The organism is Gordonia sp. DT219, from assembly GCF_049847065.1.
Lineage (GTDB): Bacteria > Actinomycetota > Actinomycetes > Mycobacteriales > Mycobacteriaceae > Gordonia.
Window position 1 is genome coordinate 127,779 of sequence record NZ_JBNCNR010000003.1, and the last position, 18,476, is coordinate 146,254.

General features: G+C 66.3%; 13 protein-coding genes. 4 read left to right on the forward strand and 9 right to left on the reverse strand.

From position 1 onward, the window contains the following. Nucleotides 1-25 precede the first annotated feature (25 nt). Both ACPXB3_RS06325 and ACPXB3_RS06330 read right to left on the reverse strand, forming a co-directional pair. Nucleotides 26-1,243 (reverse strand): 8-amino-7-oxononanoate synthase, encoded by a 1,218-nt coding sequence (locus ACPXB3_RS06325; protein WP_425727078.1) that lies wholly within the window; start codon nucleotides 1,241-1,243, stop codon nucleotides 26-28. Further along, complete coding sequence (locus tag ACPXB3_RS06330; RefSeq protein ID WP_425727080.1) at nucleotides 1,240-2,538, reverse strand: adenosylmethionine--8-amino-7-oxononanoate transaminase; 1,299 nt, start codon at nucleotides 2,536-2,538, stop codon at nucleotides 1,240-1,242. Before ACPXB3_RS06330 ends, ACPXB3_RS06325 begins: the two co-directional genes overlap by 4 nt. A gap of 131 nt (nucleotides 2,539-2,669) precedes the next feature. Between ACPXB3_RS06330 and ACPXB3_RS06335 the strand changes: the two genes are divergently transcribed. From ACPXB3_RS06335 to treY, 4 genes are all read left to right on the forward strand, one after another. Continuing rightward, complete coding sequence (locus ACPXB3_RS06335) at nucleotides 2,670-3,239, forward strand: TetR/AcrR family transcriptional regulator (protein ID WP_425705750.1); 570 nt, start codon at nucleotides 2,670-2,672, stop codon at nucleotides 3,237-3,239. A gap of 121 nt (nucleotides 3,240-3,360) precedes the next feature. Then, nucleotides 3,361-5,565 (forward strand): acyltransferase family protein, encoded by a 2,205-nt coding sequence (locus ACPXB3_RS06340; protein ID WP_425727082.1) that lies wholly within the window; start codon nucleotides 3,361-3,363, stop codon nucleotides 5,563-5,565. Between the two features lie 135 nt (nucleotides 5,566-5,700). Then, nucleotides 5,701-8,277, forward strand: a complete 2,577-nt coding sequence (glgX, locus tag ACPXB3_RS06345) for a glycogen debranching protein GlgX (protein ID WP_425705752.1) — start codon at nucleotides 5,701-5,703, stop codon at nucleotides 8,275-8,277. A gap of 3 nt (nucleotides 8,278-8,280) precedes the next feature. Further along, nucleotides 8,281-10,605 carry a malto-oligosyltrehalose synthase gene (gene treY / locus ACPXB3_RS06350; protein ID WP_425727084.1) on the forward strand — a complete coding sequence of 775 codons (2,325 nt, stop codon included), beginning with the start codon at nucleotides 8,281-8,283 and terminating at the stop codon, nucleotides 10,603-10,605. A gap of 40 nt (nucleotides 10,606-10,645) precedes the next feature. Here the strand turns inward: treY and ACPXB3_RS06355 are convergent, their stop codons facing one another. The 7 genes from ACPXB3_RS06355 to ACPXB3_RS06385 all read right to left on the reverse strand — a co-directional run bounded on the left by ACPXB3_RS06355 (nucleotide 10,646) and on the right by ACPXB3_RS06385 (nucleotide 18,471). Continuing rightward, nucleotides 10,646-11,539, reverse strand: a complete 894-nt coding sequence (locus ACPXB3_RS06355; RefSeq protein ID WP_425705754.1) for a hypothetical protein — start codon at nucleotides 11,537-11,539, stop codon at nucleotides 10,646-10,648. A 67-nt stretch (nucleotides 11,540-11,606) separates the two neighbouring features. Beyond that, the gene (locus ACPXB3_RS06360) at nucleotides 11,607-12,779 is read right to left on the reverse strand and encodes an MlaD family protein (RefSeq protein WP_425727086.1); all 1,173 of its coding nucleotides are present in this window, start codon (nucleotides 12,777-12,779) and stop codon (nucleotides 11,607-11,609) included. Continuing rightward, nucleotides 12,776-13,870, reverse strand: coding sequence for an MlaD family protein (locus ACPXB3_RS06365; RefSeq protein ID WP_425727271.1), 1,095 nt, complete (start codon nucleotides 13,868-13,870; stop codon nucleotides 12,776-12,778). The genes ACPXB3_RS06360 and ACPXB3_RS06365 overlap by 4 nt, the downstream gene beginning before the upstream one ends. A 146-nt stretch (nucleotides 13,871-14,016) precedes the next feature. Continuing rightward, nucleotides 14,017-15,144, reverse strand: a complete 1,128-nt coding sequence (locus tag ACPXB3_RS06370; protein ID WP_425727087.1) for an MCE family protein — start codon at nucleotides 15,142-15,144, stop codon at nucleotides 14,017-14,019. Then, entirely contained in the window at nucleotides 15,138-16,130 is a 993-nt protein-coding gene (locus ACPXB3_RS06375) for an MCE family protein (protein WP_425705757.1), read from the reverse strand. Before ACPXB3_RS06375 ends, ACPXB3_RS06370 begins: the two co-directional genes overlap by 7 nt. Next, on the reverse strand, nucleotides 16,127-17,158 hold the full coding sequence (locus ACPXB3_RS06380; RefSeq protein WP_425705758.1) for an MlaD family protein: 1,032 nt from the start codon (nucleotides 17,156-17,158) through the stop codon (nucleotides 16,127-16,129). Before ACPXB3_RS06380 ends, ACPXB3_RS06375 begins: the two co-directional genes overlap by 4 nt. After that, the gene (locus ACPXB3_RS06385; protein ID WP_425727089.1) at nucleotides 17,155-18,471 is read right to left on the reverse strand and encodes an MlaD family protein; all 1,317 of its coding nucleotides are present in this window, start codon (nucleotides 18,469-18,471) and stop codon (nucleotides 17,155-17,157) included. The genes ACPXB3_RS06380 and ACPXB3_RS06385 overlap by 4 nt, the downstream gene beginning before the upstream one ends. Nucleotides 18,472-18,476 lie beyond the last annotated feature (5 nt).

Below are 18,476 nucleotides of genomic sequence, written 5' to 3' on the forward strand. Positions count from 1 at the left end.
TGTGGTGGCCCGGTGTGCGTGCGCGTCACCTCGCCCCCACTTCACCCAAGGCGGCGCCCACCACGTCGGCAGCGCGGTCGACGGTGGCGGCGTCGAGGTCGGCGCGCATCGTCAGCCGCAGCCGCGAGGTGCCCGCCGGCACCGACGGCGGACGGAAACATCCGACGAGTACCCCCCGGGCCCGGCACGCGGCGGCGGCGGCGACCGCCCGTTGCGGGTCGCCGAGAATCACCGACAACACCGCGGAGGTCTCCGGTGATCCGTCCGGCCCGGTCGGCAGGTCGACGCCCAATCGGTGGGCCATGCGAAGGACGTTGTGGCGCAGCCTTTCCGGGATCTGCGGATCGGCGCGCAGGACGCCGAGCGCAGCGCGCGCCGCACCGACTGCGGCCGGATTGAGCCCGGTGTCGAAGATGAAGGTGCGGGCCCGATCGATGAGGTGATCGCGCAGCACCGTCGGACCGAGCACGATACCGCCCTGGGCGCCAAGGGATTTCGATGCGACGGCGGTGACCACGAGGTCGGGCGCACCGGACAGGCCGGCGTCGGCGACGACCCCGCGCCCACCCGGGCCCCGCACACCCAGTGCATGTGCCTCGTCGACCAGCAAAGCCGCCGCGTGCGCCCGGGCGGCGTCGTAGAGCTCACGCACCGGGGCGGCGGCACCGTCGACGCTGTAGATCGAGTCGGTGACGACCAGCGCCCGCCGTTCCGCCCGATCGGCAAGAGCAGCGCGGACGGCACGGTGATCCCCACGCTCGACGACCACGACCCGGGCCCGTGAGAGCCGGCATCCGTCGATCAGTGACGCATGTGTGCCGGTGTCACTGACGATCAGGTCGCTGCGCCCGGCGAGTGCGGTGATCGCACCCACGTTGGCGAGGTAGCCCGACGAGAACAGCAGGGCCGCAGGGAAACCCAGGAATGCGGCGATCTCGCTCTCGAAGTCGACATGTGCGCGCGTGGTGCCGGCGACCAGTCGCGACGCCGTCGCCCCGGCGCCCCACTGCGCCACGGCGTCGTGCGCACCGGCGAGGACCGCCGGATTGGTGGACAACCCGAGGTAGTCGTTGGAGGCGAGGTTCACCAGCTCGGCGCCGGCGGCACGGACGAACGGCTCCCGGTGCAGGCCAGCCTCGACGGTGGCGCGCTGGTCGTCCGACAACCAAGCAAGTGCGGTACCGGCGGCGTGCTCGCCAGGTGTCCGCGGCATCGAGGCCGGTGCGGGGTGTAGGGCCGTCATCGCGACACCACCTCTCGTGTTGCGTCCAGTGAGGCACCGACCGCGGCCCGCATACCGGTCGCGATCTGCTCGACATCGGCGGCGGAACTGATAAACGGGGGCATGGCGTAGACGAGCGTGCGGAACGGCCGCAGCCACGCACCGGAGTCGACGGCGGCCGCGGTGGCGGCCGCCATGTCCACGGGGGTGTCGAGTTCGACGACGCCGATCGCGCCGAGGACGCGGACGTCGACGACACCGTCGACCGACCGGAGTGGTTCCAGCCCGGCGCGCAGGCCGGCGTTCACCCGGGCGACGTCCTCGCGCCAGCCACCCGAGATCAGTAACTCCGTCGAGGCCACCGCGACCGCGCACGCCAGCGGATTGGCCATGAACGTGGGCCCGTGGGCCAGTCCGCCCGCCTCACCGGCACTGATGACCGCGGCGATCTCGGCGGTGCACAGTGTCGCGGCGAGCGTCAGATATCCCCCGGTCAGAGCCTTGCCGACGCACATGATGTCGGGAGCGACGTCGGCAAGATGCGCGGCGAACAACGATCCGGTGCGGCCGAATCCCGTGGCGATCTCGTCGAAGATCAGCAGCACGCCGTGCTCGTCGCAGATGCGTCGCAGCGCCCGCAGGTGGGACGGATCGTGAAACCGCATGCCTCCGGCGCCCTGCACGACGGGTTCGACGATGATCGCCGCGAGTTCATCACGACGGGCGGCGACCACGTCGTCGAGTGCGGCGACGTAGGCGTCGTCGGCGACTTCCGGCGGGGCGGGCACGAAGATCTGCCGTGCCAGTACGTCGCTCCACATCTGGTGCATGCCGCCATCGGGGTCACACACGCTCATCGGTGTGAAGGTGTCGCCGTGGTAGCCGCCCCGCCAGGTCAGCAGCCGCGTCCGGTCGGGCCGGCCGCGTCCACGCCAGTACTGCAACGCCATCTTCACCGCGACCTCCACCGAGACCGAGCCGGAATCGCAGAAGAACACCTTCTCCAGCGGTTCGGGAGTGAGCTCGACGAGAAGTTCGGCCAGCCGGGCGGCCGGCTCATGGGTGAGGCCGCCGAACATCACATGCGACATGGAGTCCAGTTGACGCCGGACCGCGTCATCGAGGACCGGATGGCGGTACCCGTGGATCGCCGCCCACCACGAACTCATTCCGTCGACGACCTCGCGGCCGTCGGCCAGGTGCAGGCGCACCCCGGACGCGCCGCGAACGACGAGCGGTTCGGTGGGCGCCGGGATCGCACCGTAGGGATGCCAGATGTGCGCGGCATCGATCCGGCTGATGCTGTGGTGATCCACGGGTGGTCCTTCGTGAGAATCGGGAGCAGCGGTCCTCGGACCGCCCGACCCCTGGACACTGTACAGGCACTCCTGTACGTCGTACAGGGCCTGGTGGGCGGCGTGCCGCGCGAGGCCTCTACGCTGGGCGGATGAGCAACAGCCGCGCCGACATCCTCGCCGCGGCCCGCGACGTCCTCACCCAGCACAGCCTCGCCGACCTCACCATGCGCAGGCTCGCGAGCGAGGTCGGCGTCCGCCCCAACGCCCTGTACTGGCATTTCCCCAACAAGCAGACCCTCCTCGCGGCACTCGCCGACGACATCCTCGGCGCGCTCGCCCGACCCGACCCAGGTCTCCCATGGGACCAACGGCTCGAAGTGCTGGCAACCGGGATGCGAGCCGCACTACTGAGCGTGCCCGACAGCGCCGAGGTGGTGTCGTCCAGCTGGGCCAGCGGCCTGTCCGACCGCGCGGTCGCCGACGACGTCGCCGCGATCGCCACGACCGGCGGACTCGACCTGTACGGCGCGCGGGCGGTCGCCACCGCGGTGTGCCAGGTGGTGATCGGCCTCACCATCGAAGAGCAGACCCGCGCACAGATGGAACGACTCGGCGTCACCGGCCCGACCGAACGAGACTTCACCGCCGAGTTCACCGACGCGCTCGCAGTCATCATCGACGGCGCCCGCAGCCGCGCACCGATGGCCGGAAGCCTCTGATCGATCCCTGACACCATTGCGCACCCGGCGCGCGCCGACACACCCCCGATCGCCGCGCATACCGGTAGCGTCGAGGTTGCATATGTCTGTCCAGCCCCGTACGAAAGACCAAGTTCCCGCCGTGGCCACCACGCAGGCCCCCCACGCCGACGCCCACCCGGCGCCGTCGCCGCTGCCGGTCTACCGCACCGATCTCGACGGTCTGCGCGGCATCGCCATCACCCTGGTGGCCTGTTTCCACATCTGGTTCGGTCGGGTCTCCGGCGGTGTCGACGTCTTCTTGACGTTGTCCGGATTCTTCTTCATCGGCTCGCTGTTGCGTCACACCATCGCCAGCCAGTCCACCGATGTGGGATTCCGGGAGACCCTGAGTCCGTGGCCACGGCTGAGCCGGTTGCTCCGGCGCCTGCTGCCTGCACTACTGACGGTGCTGATCGCGGTACTGGCCCTGACGGTGCTGGTCCTCCCACAGACTCGTTGGGCCGGAATCGGCCATGAGGTCACGGCGAGTGCCCTTTACTACCAGAATTGGTATCTGGCGCTGAATTCGCAGGACTATCTGGCCGCCAGTTCGGCCAACAGTCCGCTGCAGCACATCTGGTCGATGTCGATGCAAGGCCAATTCTTCCTCGGGACGTTACTGGTGGCGCTGGCCTTCGCGGGCCTGCTCAAACTATGCGGGCGCGTCGTGGCGCCGATCGCGACGCCGCAGACGATTCGGGTGTTCGTCGGCCTCGGCCTGCTCGGTGCGGCCGCGGTCTCGTTCTATTGGGCAACCATGCGCATGGGCGTGAACCAGCAATGGAACTACTTCGACACACTGTCGCGGCTATGGGAACCGTTGGCCGGTGGGCTGCTCGCGGTGTGGATGCCACGATGGCGGGCCCCGCGATCCCTGCGGAACCTGGCCACCGCGGTGGCACTGGTCTTGATCGTCACCTGCGGCTGGTGGATCGACGGCGTCGACGCCTACCCGGGTCCGTGGGCGCTGGTGCCCGTCGGCTCCACGGTGCTCATCATCTGGTCAGGGGCTGCGGTCATCGGGCGGGCGACCGGTGGTCGGCACGTCAAGACCGGCGACACGTTGCCCCCACTCAACCGGATGCTCGCCTCGAAGTACCCGGTGTGGCTGGGGACCATCGCCTATGCGCTGTATCTGTGGCACTGGCCGCTGCTGATCTTCTACCTCAACTGGCGCGGCAAGAACCACGCATCGTTCCTCGACGGTGCCGGGCTGCTGGCGGTGTCGATTGCATTGGCGTGGCTGACCAAACGCTATGTCGAGGATCCGTTGCGGGCCGGCGCCCCGAGCCGCACGGCGGCCGCCCGAGCGTGGTCGGTCCGTGGCCACCGACTTTCCTACACGGCAATGGTCACCACCATCCTGGTGATACTCAGCGTGTCCGGGGCCGCCGCGATCGGCGTATGGCACCGGCACGTCGCCAACCTCACCGTCGACACCGCCAACCTCGATCCCCGCGAGTATCCGGGGGCGCGCGCCCTGCTCAACGGAGCGCCGGTACCCGCCCTCGATCCACAACCGACACCGCTGGAAGTCATCCGCGACTACCCGATGACCTCGACCGACGGATACATGAGCAGCTTCGAGGACCCGGCAATCCACGTCGGCGTATACGGCGATCCGACCGCGGCCCGGACCATTGCGCTCGCGGGCGGATCACACGCGGAGATGTGGATCAGCGCACTCGATCGGCTGGGCAAGGCACAGCACTTCCGAGTGACGACCTACCTCAAGATGGGGTGCCCGCTCTCCACCGAAGAGCTACCCCGGATGCAGAACGGGGTGCCCTACCCGCAATGTCATGACTGGGTCGAGCGTGTCATCCCGCAGGTCATCGCCGACCGTCCCGACGCCGTCTTCACCAACTCCACCCGCCCGCAAACGGGCGCCCCCGGCGACATCCTGCCGTCCACGTACGTCCCGGTGTTCGAACGGTTCACCGGTGCCGGTATCCCGGTGCTCGGAATCCGGGACACACCCTGGCCGCACAGCGCCGCGGGCGCCACCGACACCCCGACCTGCCTGGCCGACGGCGGCAACGCCGAATCATGCGGGACGGACCGGGCATCGGCACTGAACGCGACCGATCCCGCGGCCGCACTGGCAGCCACCAATCCGAGGTTCCACCCGCTCGATCTCTCCAACGGACTCTGCACCCCGACGCGATGTCCGGCAATCGTGGGAAACATCATCGTCTACAAGGACTGGCATCACCTGAGCGCAACCTACGTGCGCAGCCTCACCGACGAACTGGGTGCTCAGATCGGTCGGGCGCTGCCCTGGACGATCCGAGGGGGGCCATGAGCACGACGACGATTCCGGTCGCCGACCCCACTCGGCATCTTCGTCACCCGCATCGCCGTCACCGGCCGGACGGTTCCGAGATGAACGCCGACCGCATCGCGGCTACTGTCGGTACATGAACACAGGAAGGTGGGCATGACCGTACCGCCAACCGCCGATGACCAGGCCGACGCCGTCGCGGCCGACATCGATCAGTCCGATTCTGATCAGCCCGACACGGCGACCACAGCGGCCCCGTTACACGACAGCAAGCGACCACACTCGGCCGAACAGCTCATCGCCGACGAGACGCACACCGAAGCACTGGTCGCTCCCGAACCAGCCCCCATTCCGGTATGGCCGGGCCAGCCTTACCCGCTGGGCGCCACCTACGACGGGGTGGGCACCAACTTCTCACTGTTCTCGGAGGTCGCCGAGGCAGTCGATCTATGCCTCATCGACCGGAACGGGTCCGAACGCCGAATCCGTCTCGAGGAGGTCGACGGCTACTGCTGGCACTGTTATCTGCCCAATGTCGTGCCTGGCCAGTTCTACGGCTATCGCGTCCACGGGCCATATGATCCGGCAAGCGGATTGCGTTGCGACCCAAGCAAACTGCTACTCGACCCATATGGCAAGTCCTACCACGGACAGTTCGACGGGGATGCGTCACTGTTCTCCTATCCGCTGCCGGACACCGAGCCAGACGAGACCGGAACGAACGAGACCGGGACAGACGACACCGGGATAGACGAGATCGGCGCCCACGACGGCAAGGTCCCACAGACCCCGACCGAGGGCACAACCGCGGCGGACGAACCCGCCGATGAATCCGGACCACACCCGACCCCGGCGTCGCCGCCGACCACCGAGAAGACCGGCGACACCGACGACGCATCGCCGGCGGCCGCCGGCTCGGTGGCCGATTCCGCCGACAACACCCGGCGCGAACCCGACGACTCACCGCCGACACCCTCGATGCCACAACTGGATTCGCTGGGCCACACCATGTTGTCGGTGGTCATCAATCCGTTCTTCGACTGGCAGAACGATCACTCACCCGGATTGCCCTACCACCAGACGGTGATCTACGAGGCCCATGTGAAGGGGATGACGGCGACACATCCCGACATCCCCGAGGATCTGCGCGGGACCTACGCGGGTCTGTCCCATCCGGTGATCATCGATCACCTCACGTCGCTGGGCGTGACCGCGATCGAACTCATGCCGGTTCACCAGTTCATGCAGGACTTCGTACTACTCGACCAGGGTTTGCGAAATTACTGGGGGTACAACACCTACGGCTTCTTCGCGCCGCACGCCGAGTATGCATCGAACCACGACCAGCCCGGTAGCGCCGTCACCGAGTTCAAGGCGATGGTCCGCGAGTTCCACAAGGCCGGTATGGAGGTGATCCTCGACGTGGTCTACAACCACACCGCCGAGGGAAACCACCTTGGCCCGACGATCTCCTTCCGCGGCATCGACAACGCCGCCTACTACCGTCTCGTGGACGACAACCCCGAGATGTACATGGACTACACCGGGACCGGCAACAGCCTCAACGGCCGTCATCCGCACACGCTGCAGCTCATCATGGATTCGTTGCGGTACTGGGTACTCGAGATGCACGTCGACGGCTTCCGTTTCGATCTTGCCTCCACCCTGGCGCGGGAACTACATGACGTCGACCGGCTGTCGGCGTTCTTCGATCTCGTGCAACAGGATCCGGTGGTCAGTCAGGTCAAGCTGATCGCCGAGCCCTGGGATGTGGGCGAGGGCGGATATCAGGTCGGCAACTTTCCGCCGCTGTGGACCGAGTGGAACGGCAAATACCGTGACACCGTTCGTGATTACTGGCGCGGCGAGCCGGCCAGCCTTGGCGAGTTCGCCTCTCGCCTGACCGGGTCCTCCGACCTATACGAGGCCACCGGCCGGCGACCCCTGGCCAGCATCAACTTCGTCGTCGCACACGACGGTTTCACCCTGCGGGATCTGGTGTCGTACAACGACAAACACAATCAGGCCAACGGTGAGGACAACCGCGACGGGGAAAGCCACAACCGCTCGTGGAACTGTGGCGTCGAAGGTCCCACCGATGATCCCGAGATCAACGAGCTGCGCGCCCGCCAGCAGCGCAACATCCTCGCGACGCTATTTCTGTCCCAAGGCATCCCGATGCTCGCCCACGGCGACGAGATCGGCCGAACCCAGCTGGGCAACAACAACGTCTACTGCCAGGACTCCGAATTGTCCTGGATGGATTGGTCGTTGGCCGAAGAGAACGCCGACCTGCTCGAATTCACCCGCAAGGCGATTGCCCTACGCACCAAGCACCCGGCGTTCCGTCGGCGCCGCTTCTTCGCGGGGAAACCGATCCGGTGGGGCCAGCAGTATCTGGACATCGCGTGGTTGACCCCGTCGGGTGAGGAGATGACCACCGCTGACTGGGACAGCGGATTCGGCAAGAGCCTCGCGGTGTTCCTCAACGGCAACGGTATCGGGGAGAAGGACGATCGCGGCGAGAAGATCGTCGACGACAGCTTCGTCATCTGCTTCAACGCCCACTACGAACCGATCGAGTTCACCCTGCCACCGGTACTCGAGTCGGGCTGGACCGCGGTCCTCGACACCGCCCACCCCACCGGCGAGTCCGACGTCGAGGACCTCGACGGCGGCAGCACGCTCGCGGTGCGATCCCGATCCCTACTCGTCTTGCGCAAGCAGCACTGAGCGATGACGAACCGTCCGGAGCCGGTCGCGACCTATCGGGTCCAGCTGAGCCCCGAATTCGGATTCGTCGACGTGATCGGAATACTCGGGCATCTGGCCGATCTGGGGGTCAGTCACCTCTACCTCTCCCCGATCGGCACCGCGATGCCCGGCTCCACGCATGGTTACGACTGGGTGCCACCACCACAGGTGTCGCCCGATCTGGGCGGCCACGACGGCCTCCATGCCTTGCGGGCCGCCGCCCGCGCACTCGGCATCGGAATCCTCATCGACATCGTGCCCAATCACACCGGAGTTGCTCTCGTACTGCACAATCCGTGGTTCGCAGACCTTTTGCGCCACGGTCCCGGCTCCCGCTTCGCCCGGTATTTCGACGCGGACTTCTCCTCCGACAACGGCAGTGACGGCCGGCTGGCTCTCCCGATACTCGCCTCTGACGGTGACCTGAGCCCGCTGACCGTCGACCCCCACGGCATCCTGCATTACTACGACCACGAATTCCCCACCGCGCCGGGCACACTCGGCGGTACCGCAATCGACGTGCACGAGCGGCAGCACTATCGGCTGGTGCCGTGGGACTCCGGGATCATCGGGTATCGGCGCTTTTTCACCGTCAATGAACTCGCCGGTCTGCGACAGGAGGACGACAGCGTCTACGACGCCACACACGCCTGGATCCGTGAACTGCTCGACGCCGACCTCATCGACGGGGTGCGAGTCGATCATCCCGACGGCCTGTGGGATCCGATGGCCTACCTCGAACGTCTACGCGGCGATATCGGTACCGACCGCTTGCTGTACATCGAGAAGATCCTCGCCGCCGACGAATCCCTCGAACCGACCCTTCCGGTCGACGGGACCACCGGCTACGACCAGCTGCGGATGATCGACGCGGTGTTCACCGCCCCGCCGGGCGTCGCCGAGCTCAGCGAGATCCACGAACACGCCACCGGCGTGCCAGGTGACACGCACTGGTTGCACGATGCGCAGCGGCACCGCAAACTCACCACCCTGGCCGAGCAGTTCCCTGCCGAGCATCGCCGGCTGGTACGGGCGCTCACCCATTCCGATCCCACCGCCGACTCGGCCGGGGTCGCCGATGCCGTCGCCGAATTGATCGCCGATCTGGGCGTGTACCGCGCCGACTATCCGTCCCTGCGACCCCGCCTGGTGCGAATCGCCGGACAGATCGCGCAACGTCGGCCCGACCTCCGAAACGCGCTGGCGCTCATCGTCCGAGCCACCTCGACCCCGGGCGCACCCACCTCCCGGCTGGCCCAGACGTGTGGTGCGGTCACGGCCAAGAGCGTCGAGGACAGCCTGTTCTACCGGACCGCGAGACTGGTGTCGGCCCAGGAAGTAGGTGGTGACCCGGCCGATCCGGCCGTCTCACTGCCGACGTTCCACCAACACAACGTGGTCCGCGCCGGCGAGTGGCCGCGATCGATGACCGCATCGTCGACCCACGACACCAAGCGCGGCGAAGACGTCCGTGCGCGCATCGCACTGCTGACCCAGGTCCCCGAACGATGGTCGATGCTGGTCCGCCGGATATGGGGCATCGCTCCGCCGCCGGATCGTCTCACCGGATACTTCTTGCTGCAGAATGTGATCGGCGTCTGGCCCGTCGACGGAAGGGTGACCGCCGACCTGCAGAATCGGCTGTGCGCATACGCCCGCAAGGCCGCTCGCGAGTCCGGGCTGCAGACGACGTGGACCGAGGTGGACGAGGCGTTCGAGACGGCGCTCGACGAGTGGATCGTCACGCTCACCACGGGCCCGGCCGCCGAGTTGATCGGCGGGCTGGTGCACCGGATTGCCCCGGCGTGGCGGCAGGAATCGTTGGCACGCAAGGCCATCGCATTGTTGGGTCCCGGGGTTCCCGACATCTATCAGGGCACCGAATGGTTCGAGGATTCGTTGGTCGATCCCGACAACCGGAGAGCTGTCGACTTCCAGCGCTCGACCGCGCACCCCAAGACACGGCTGGTCGGCACCGCACTGCAGGTACGGCGCCGGCATCTGCCCGCGTTCGACCCCGGCGGCGACTACCGGCCGATTCCGGCCGACGGGCCGGCCGGCGACCACACCATCGCCTTCGGTCGCGGCGTCGTCGGCGAGGACGATCCGCGCGTGATAGTGGTGACCGCACGATTCACGCACAGCTTGCACGCCGAGCGCGCGGCGGCGACAACCCTGACCCTGCCGACGGGCACGTGGACCGATGCGTTGTCGGGCGCCGACCACCGCGGTCTGGTGGATCTGGGAACTCTGCGTGCCGAGAATCCGGTCGTCATCCTGACCCGCGAACCGGCGTCCACGAGGTGAAGGCGTTCGGCTGCGGAAACCACGCCGCAGTCGACAAGCGCTATCCCGCCGGTGCCGGTGCGGGCGCGGGTGCCGCCGGTGCGGCGGGAGCGCCGCCGGCTCCGGCACCGCCCGAGTCGGACAGTCCGGCCTGCATGGCATCGAGATCGGAGACGAGCCAGGCGCCGTCGACCTTGTCGAGCTTCAGCGAATACATGAACAGCGACGTCCCGCCCTGCGGCGCAAGGGTACTCGTGCCCGTCACCTGAACCACCGCCATCGTGCTGGCATGGTCGGTGTCGAAGTCCATCACCGACACTTTCTGCACGTTGATCTTTGTGTTCTTCACGTTGATCGACTGGATCGCCTTGGTGGTGTCCCCGAGCTGGGATTCCAAGTGCTTGCGGTAGTCACCGGTCGTCAACGGTCCGACGATGTCCTTCATGTTGGCCACGGTGTCGGCGTTCATGCTGCTGGTGAGTTTCTGGGCGAAGATCGCGGACGCATCCTTGGCCTCACCAAATGCCTTGAGTCGCTGCTGATCTTGGTAATAGAGCCAACCCAGAACCGCAACCCCGGCGATCGCCGCGACCACGACGAGCGCCACGAGCGACCGCCAGATCGCCCGGGCCGACAAGGTGATCGAGATCTGTTTGCCTGCCGGCTTCTTGCCCGCGGGCTCGCTGGTGGCAGGCTCCTCGGTGGCGGGCACCTTGGCAGCGGTCTTCTTGGTGGCGGACTCCTTGGTGGCGGGCTCCGGGGCAGCGGTGGACTTCATGGTGCGGTCCGAATTCGCCCGTGCATTCTTGGTCCGCGGCACCGGTTTGGACGAGGCCTTCGCCAACGACACCCCTGGGGCGTCCACGTCGGAACCCTCCACCGCATCGCTCACCACACCGGCATCGCTCACCACATCGGTTTCGCTGCGCACGTCATCGTCCTGTTCGCCTGTCATCGCGTGTTCCGTTCTTGATTCGCGCCCGTATGTTCGTCAGGGCCGAGACCCGCTCCCCCGGCGGACGTCACTTGTCCAGCGGAACCGTCCGCGCATTCGGATCGTAGTTCGGCGGCGGTCCGGCGGTGTCGTCACCCGGCGGACGGGGAGCGTTCGCCGAGCCACGGATCTGCTGATTGGGATCCTCGGTGACACAGTACAGATTGGTCGGTACCGATAATTCCAGGATCTTGGTGGGCCGCACCGGGGTGACCGCGTAGTCGCAGTACGGGCGGGGGAAGACCGACCCGAACGCCCACCACGCCCCATCGTGGAACATGGCGAGACTCTTGATCGAGGCATCCCGGACCGACGGCAGCAGATTCACCAGGGCCGGGGCCCGCAACGCACCCTGACGGGTCACGTCGAGCAACTGGCCGAGTACATCGGTGACGGGATCACGGATCTCGTTGATCGAGCCGGTCAGACTCGAGAGTTGTTGCGGGCCTTTGCCGAGCAGGGTCCGCAACTCCCGGTCGGCGGCCACCGCGGCGTTGACCACCGAACTCGCCGACGCCACCGTCGTCTGCAGATCCGGCTGGATCTGCGAAGTGGTGTGCAGGATCGTGCCGGTCTCCTGGATCAGCTTCGTGGTCTGCGGCAGTACCCGGTACAGGTCGGCGAAGATGGTTCCGCCGGCGTCGAAGAGCGTCCGCAGATCGTTGCGGTCTCCCTCGGGATTGAGTGCGACGTCGAGGTTGTCCATGATCGCGGCGAGCTTGGTCGGATCGATCTGATCGATGACCCCGAGCGAGGTCTCCAGCAATTTCGGGAACGGTGTCGTCACCGTGGTCTGGTTGACGTTGATGGTGTCGCCGTCATGCAGGAACGGTCCGTCGGCGGTGGCCGGCTGGAAATCGACATACTGTTCACCGGCCGCAGACAGCGCCAACGCCGAGACCTTCGTGTTCCGATTGATCTTGACGTCGTCGCGGACCGACACCTGCACGCGCACCGACTGTGGTTGCACCTGGATGGAATCGACGTCGCCGATCGGCACACCACGCAGCGTGACCTGCGATGTGTCCTGCAAACCGCCGGAAATCGGAAACTCGATCGTGAGCGCGTAGCGGCCCCGCAGCGGCTGCCAGCCGAGCGTACCGAACGACAGATAGGCCAGGCCGAGGAGCATGACGCCGACCAGCGCGAGATTGCCCAGCACAACGGAGTGCTTACGCAACCAGCCGAACAATCCGCTCATCCGCAACACCCCTGAGTAGCAGTCAGCCGAGCCAGCAGCCGAGTCAGCGTCTGCTGCAAGGATTCTCCGGCCGCCCCGACGTCCCCGAGCTCGGGTAGGCGACTGGCGGAGTCGAATCCGGCCCCGGGATTGAGGTAATAGATCTTTGCCGAGAGTGCGGCCGCGCTCGAATTCGTCGACTTGACCCATTTGGGGGTCAGCTTCGCAACATTGTCGGCCAGCGCACCGAGGGTGGGCGCGCCCTGTTCGAGTTCGTCGAGCAGGGTGGCCAGGTGATGGATCAATTCGACGAGGTTCTGGCCGTCGCTGTGGAGGAAGTCGTTGGTGGCCGCCGTGACCTGATTGGTCTTGTCGAGGGTCGTCAGAATCTGTTGCATCTCGTCGTTGACCGTGTTGAACGCCGGCGAGAGCTTGTTGATCGAGGCCATGAGCTGCGCGCGTCCAGCGGCGAGCCGGCCGGTCAGCAGCTCGGTGTTCGCCATCGCGGTATCGACTTCGCCCGAGTTCTGGTTGAGCTTGCGCAAGGCGGTGGTGAGACCGTCGATCGCGCCGTTGAGTTGCTGCGGATTGTCCGGCGAGGTGGATACGGCCGCGCTCAGTTCGGCGATGATCTGCTGAGTTGAACCGAGCGACCCGCTGTCGACCACTCCGCTCATGCTCACGAGTAGATCCTCGACCGTGGCGGCCGCCCTCCTCGGCCCGGTGAGGGCCTGCCCGTTGGACATGTAGGTCGTGGCGGACGTGGTCGCCTGCGCCGGCGGGATCAGCGCCACGAACACGTCGCCGAGCGGCGTGGCCTGACGCAACTCGGCGCCGGTGCCGGTGGGCACCTTCGCCGACGTGCTGACGTCCATGGTGACGATGGCCTTGTAGTTCTCCGCGCGCAGGCCCGTCACCTGCCCGACGTCCATTCCGTAGAGCTTCACCTTGGCCCGCGACGGCAGGTTCAACGCGTTGTCGAAGCTCGCGGTCAGCGTCATGGTGTCGCCGAGATTGCCCGGCGCAGGCAACGGGATCTGTTCGACGGTCAGGCCCGGCACCGACGAACACCCCGTGACGGCGAGGACCATTGCGACGACCGCGGTCAACAACAGCTTGCGCATCCCGGTGCGCCGGAGAACAGCGCGCCGGCCGAACATGCTGTGGCGCTCGGCATTCGGAACCAAGGCAGTGCGACTCATCGGGTCAGGGCTCATCGGGTCAGGGCTCATCGGGTCAGGGCTCATCGGGTCAGGGCTCATCGGGTCAGGGCCTCCAATGCGGAGAACACACCGAGATCGGGCCCGAAGCCCTGCAATCGACCGGTCTGGCATCCGTTCTTGTGCAGATTGATCGCCCTACAGAAGGTCGAGACCAGCTCGGTGTCGAGTAGCGACTTGTCCAACAACACCTGCGCGCGCCAGGCGCCTTGCTCGGCGGAGATAGAGTTGCTCAGATTCTGGAAGAGCAGCGGACCGACGTCGATGGTTTCGACCACCTGCCGGGAGAAATCGCTGAGGTTCTCGGCCAGCGCGGCCAGGCGCCCGGTGGAGGCGCCGATCGTCCCGGCGTTGTTGTGCAAGAACTCCGAGGTGTTCTGCAGCGTCTGGTTCAGGTCGTTCATGGTGGCGACCAAACCCGGGGATTGGCGACCGAGCATCTCGCTCACCTGATTGATCGAGTTGGAGAAGTCTTTCATCTTCGGGTAGTTGGCGACCAAGGCCGCGGTCAGCTGCTGCACCGACTTGACGATCTCCACGATGGCGTCGCCGTTGCCCGAGATCACCTGCGACGAACTGCCCAGTTGGTTGATCGCCTCTTGCAGCCGCTGCCCGTTGTCGGCGGTGATGCCGTTGGTGATGTCGATGAGATCCCCGACGGGGCCCTCGCCGGGGGCCTGCCCGGAGAGGTTGGTGACCAATTTGTCCACCGCATCGAACAGCTGATCCACCGACACCGGGCTACGCCCCTCGTTGCGCATCACCGCGCCGTCGGTCAGCTTGGGTCCGGTGGCGTAGGCGGGGCTGAGCTCGAGGTGGCGGGTGGTGACGATCGAGGTGTTCACGATGGCCGCGGTGGCGTCGACGGGTACCGGGACGTTCTTGTCGATGGTGAACTTCACCATGACGCGGTTGCCCTGCGGCTCGATCTTGGTGATCTGGCCGACCGGCATGCCGAGCACCGCAACGTCGTTGGTCGGATGCAGTCCCGCGGTGTTGGGGAAGAAAGCCGTGACCTCGATGGCCCGGCCCGTTGCGGTCTTCCACCCCGCGGGTATCAGTGAACACGCCGAGAGCAGGCCGATGGCCACCACCACCAGGGCAGCCGAGATCATCACTCGGCGAATCCGCCGAGTACTCCCGAAGCTGTTGTGTGCGTTCAGCATCCGTCCACCACCCGGGCCAGACACAGCCAGTTGTCCGGGAAGATTCCCCAGGGCAGATAGCCGTTGGCGTAGGGACCGTCGGCCATGATGTTGTTGGTCAGGCGGGCGGTGACCGGCAGGATCTCGAGCATCTTGCGGAGATTGTCGCGGTTCTTCTCCAGCCCCTGGGTGATCGTGTTCAGGTTGGCCATGATCGGCGCGAACTGGTTGGCGTCCTCGTCGGCCGCGAGCCGAGACTGCTCGGTGACCGCGGCGATGCCGTCGAGCAATCGCGTCACCAACGCCTCCCGGGCCACGATCTTGTTGGCCAGTTGGGCACCCTGGCCGACGATGATCGCCAGCTGCGCCTGGCTGTCCTGGACGATGGAGGTCACCGACCGGGTGTCGACGACCAGCTGGTTGATCTGGTCACGGCGGTCGGTGATGATCTTCGACATCTGCGTCAGCGAATCAAGGGTCGGCCTGGTCACCGCGGGCGCTCCGGCGAGCTGCTGGTTCAGCGTGCGCAGACTCTGCCCGAGCTGTTCATCGTTGATTCCTTGCAGGATCGGCGTGCCCTTCTCGATCGTCTTCTGCAGGTCGTAGGGAACACGCGTCTCGGTGATCACCCCGTCGTGTGCGGGGTCCGGCGAATTGCCGAGCGAGATGTCGATATAGCGCTGCCCGAGCAGGGTCGACAGCTTGATCTCTGCCGATCCGTTCGCGGTGACGTCGACATCGCGGTCCACCCGCATGGTGATGTGGACGCGGTTGCCCTGCAGTTCGGTGGAGGCGACCTTGCCGACATCGATACCGGCCACGCGCACGGCGTCACCCGAGCGGATACCGCCGGCCTGGGCGAAGTCGGCCGAGTAGGTCTTCTTTCCGATATCGGCCTCGCCGATCGCGGTGACGCCCAGTACCAAGAGCACGATGACGACGACACCGGCCAGTCCGTACCAGAGCAGGCGGTGGTTGTCGAAGCTGCGACGGAATCGACTTCTCATCGGCACACCACCGAATGTTTGGTCCCACCGATCTTGTTGATGATCCCCGGTGGGAACAGGACGTCGCCGATCGCGATGTCGAGGTCACACGCATAGATGTTCAGATAAGCCCCTTGGCCGAGCACGAGCGGGAAGTGTCCGAGGAAGATCGGCAGGTTCTTCGCCATCCCGTCGAGTTTGGTGCCGTTCCCGATCAAGATCTTCGTCGCCTGATTCGCCGAGGCGGCCGCACCCGCCAGGTCGCCGCGCGACTGGGTGAGGATGTCGGCGAAACCTGCTGCGGTATCGCCTATCCGGGTGACCGCGGTGCCGAATGCGGCGGAATTGGCGTTGAGGTTCTTGATGACCGCAGAAATGCTGTCGACGAGCGTGCCGATCTGGTCGCCCTGCCTGGACAGGTCGCGCAGCACGCCACTGAGATTGTCGATGATCGCACCGATCACCACGTCGCGGTTGGACATGTCGGAGGCGAACTTGCCGACCTGGGCGACGGTGTTGGACAACGACACCGTGTCGCCCTGGAAGGCCTGGACGAGGCCGTTGGACAGACCGTTGACCTGTTCGGGGGTCAACGTGTCGAAGACCGGCTGGAAGCCGGCGAGCAGCTTGGTGACGTCGAAGGAATTCTCCGACGGTTCCTTGAGCGTCGATCCCCCGGCCAGCGGCTCCGGATTGCCGTCGGCCAGCGAGAGGGCCACATATCGCTGGCCGATCAGGTTCTGGTAGCGGATCGCGGCCTTGGTGGTGGTGTACATCGGCTGGTCCTTCTGCACCTCGAAGGTGACCTTGGCGCGACCGTCCACCAGATCGATCGAGTCCACCCGGCCCACACGCACCCCGGCCATCCGCACATCGTCACCTTTGTCCAGTCCCGAGGCGTCGCCGAAGAACGTGCTGAAGGTGCCGGTGTCGCCCGACACCGAACGCTCCAGCGTCGAATAGATGACATAGGTCAGCAACAGCGCGACGATCGTGAACAGCGTGAACCCGATCAGCGGTCTGCGGATGCCTGCGGCTGCCCCACTCATCGGCCACCCCCGGCCTGCGCGTTGCCGGTGTGCGTCGAGACCGACTGGACGAGTGGGCCGAGCATCAGGGTGTCGGCCGCGGTGGGCCGGTGGCCCAGCGCCGCGGTCAGGGTCTGGTTGTCGGCGCCGGTGGTCACCATGCCGGCCGGCGAGTTGCGGCGCATTCCGTCGGACGGGTAGATCGCGAGCGGACCGGAGCTGGTAGGGCCGGTGCCGGTACCGGGTCCGACGCAGCCCGGACCACGCGATTGACCGTAGGGGCCGCCGTCGTAGACCGGGCAGTTCTGACGGGTGTAGCGCTGGAAGGCGCCGAAACTGACACCGATGTTGAGCTGTGCGTGTCCGTTCACACCGGTGAAGATGGTGAGCACCCGGGCGGCGAGATTGTTCAGTGCGGTCAGCGCCTGTGGGAGTGCGTTCGGCTCGTAGACCACCGCGCCCAGCAGCGTATTGGTGTCGGCGACAATCCTTTTGCCGCCGTCGCCGTTGGCCGCGAACAGCGCCTGCACCTCGTCGGTCACCCCCTGCGCCGCGGAGAGCAGCGCGGTCAGATCGTCATGGGACTGGGCAATGGTCATCGCCGGGATCACGCTCCGGCCGAGCGTGTCGAGTAGCTGTGGCGCCGACTGCGCCAGCCCTGTCACGGATTGATTGAAATTGTCGAATCCCGAAGGGGCGCCGGGCGGGAACTGTGCGTTGATCGTCTTGAAATAGTTCTCGAGGACGCCGACGAACAGGCCGAAGGTCTGTCCGCCGCCGCGCAGCGCGTCGGAGATGGTGCCCAGAACCGCGGCCAGTTGCTCGGGTGGCACCGCCTGCAGGAGCGTGCGCAACTGGTTCTGCGCGTCCTGGAGCTTGATGGTGGCCAGCGAGCTGTCCGCCGGAATCGACGATCCGGCTTCGAGATGATCCGACGACGGCTTCGCCGGCGGCACGAGTTCCACCGAATTCACGCCGAACAAGTTGGACGGCACGGTCCGCGCAGTCACATTCGCCGGGATACCGTCGGTCTGCGACGGCACGAGATCGATGTCGACGCGGCGCAGATCGACGCCGGCGAGCCCCGGCTCGTCGGTGCGTTGCACCCCGGTCACCGAACCGACGATGAAGCCGTTGTAGCGGACGTCGGCACCCGAGCCCAGCCCGTCGCCGACGTCGGTGAGTTTGGCGTTGACGGCGACGGTCGAGCTGAAAACGCCCTGATATCGCATGAACAGCAAGACGAAGATGATCACGAGAACGATCAGAAACGCCAGCCCGCGCACCACATACTGCAGGAGTGAGGGGTTACGTCCGTCGGTGGCTATCAGCATCTTTG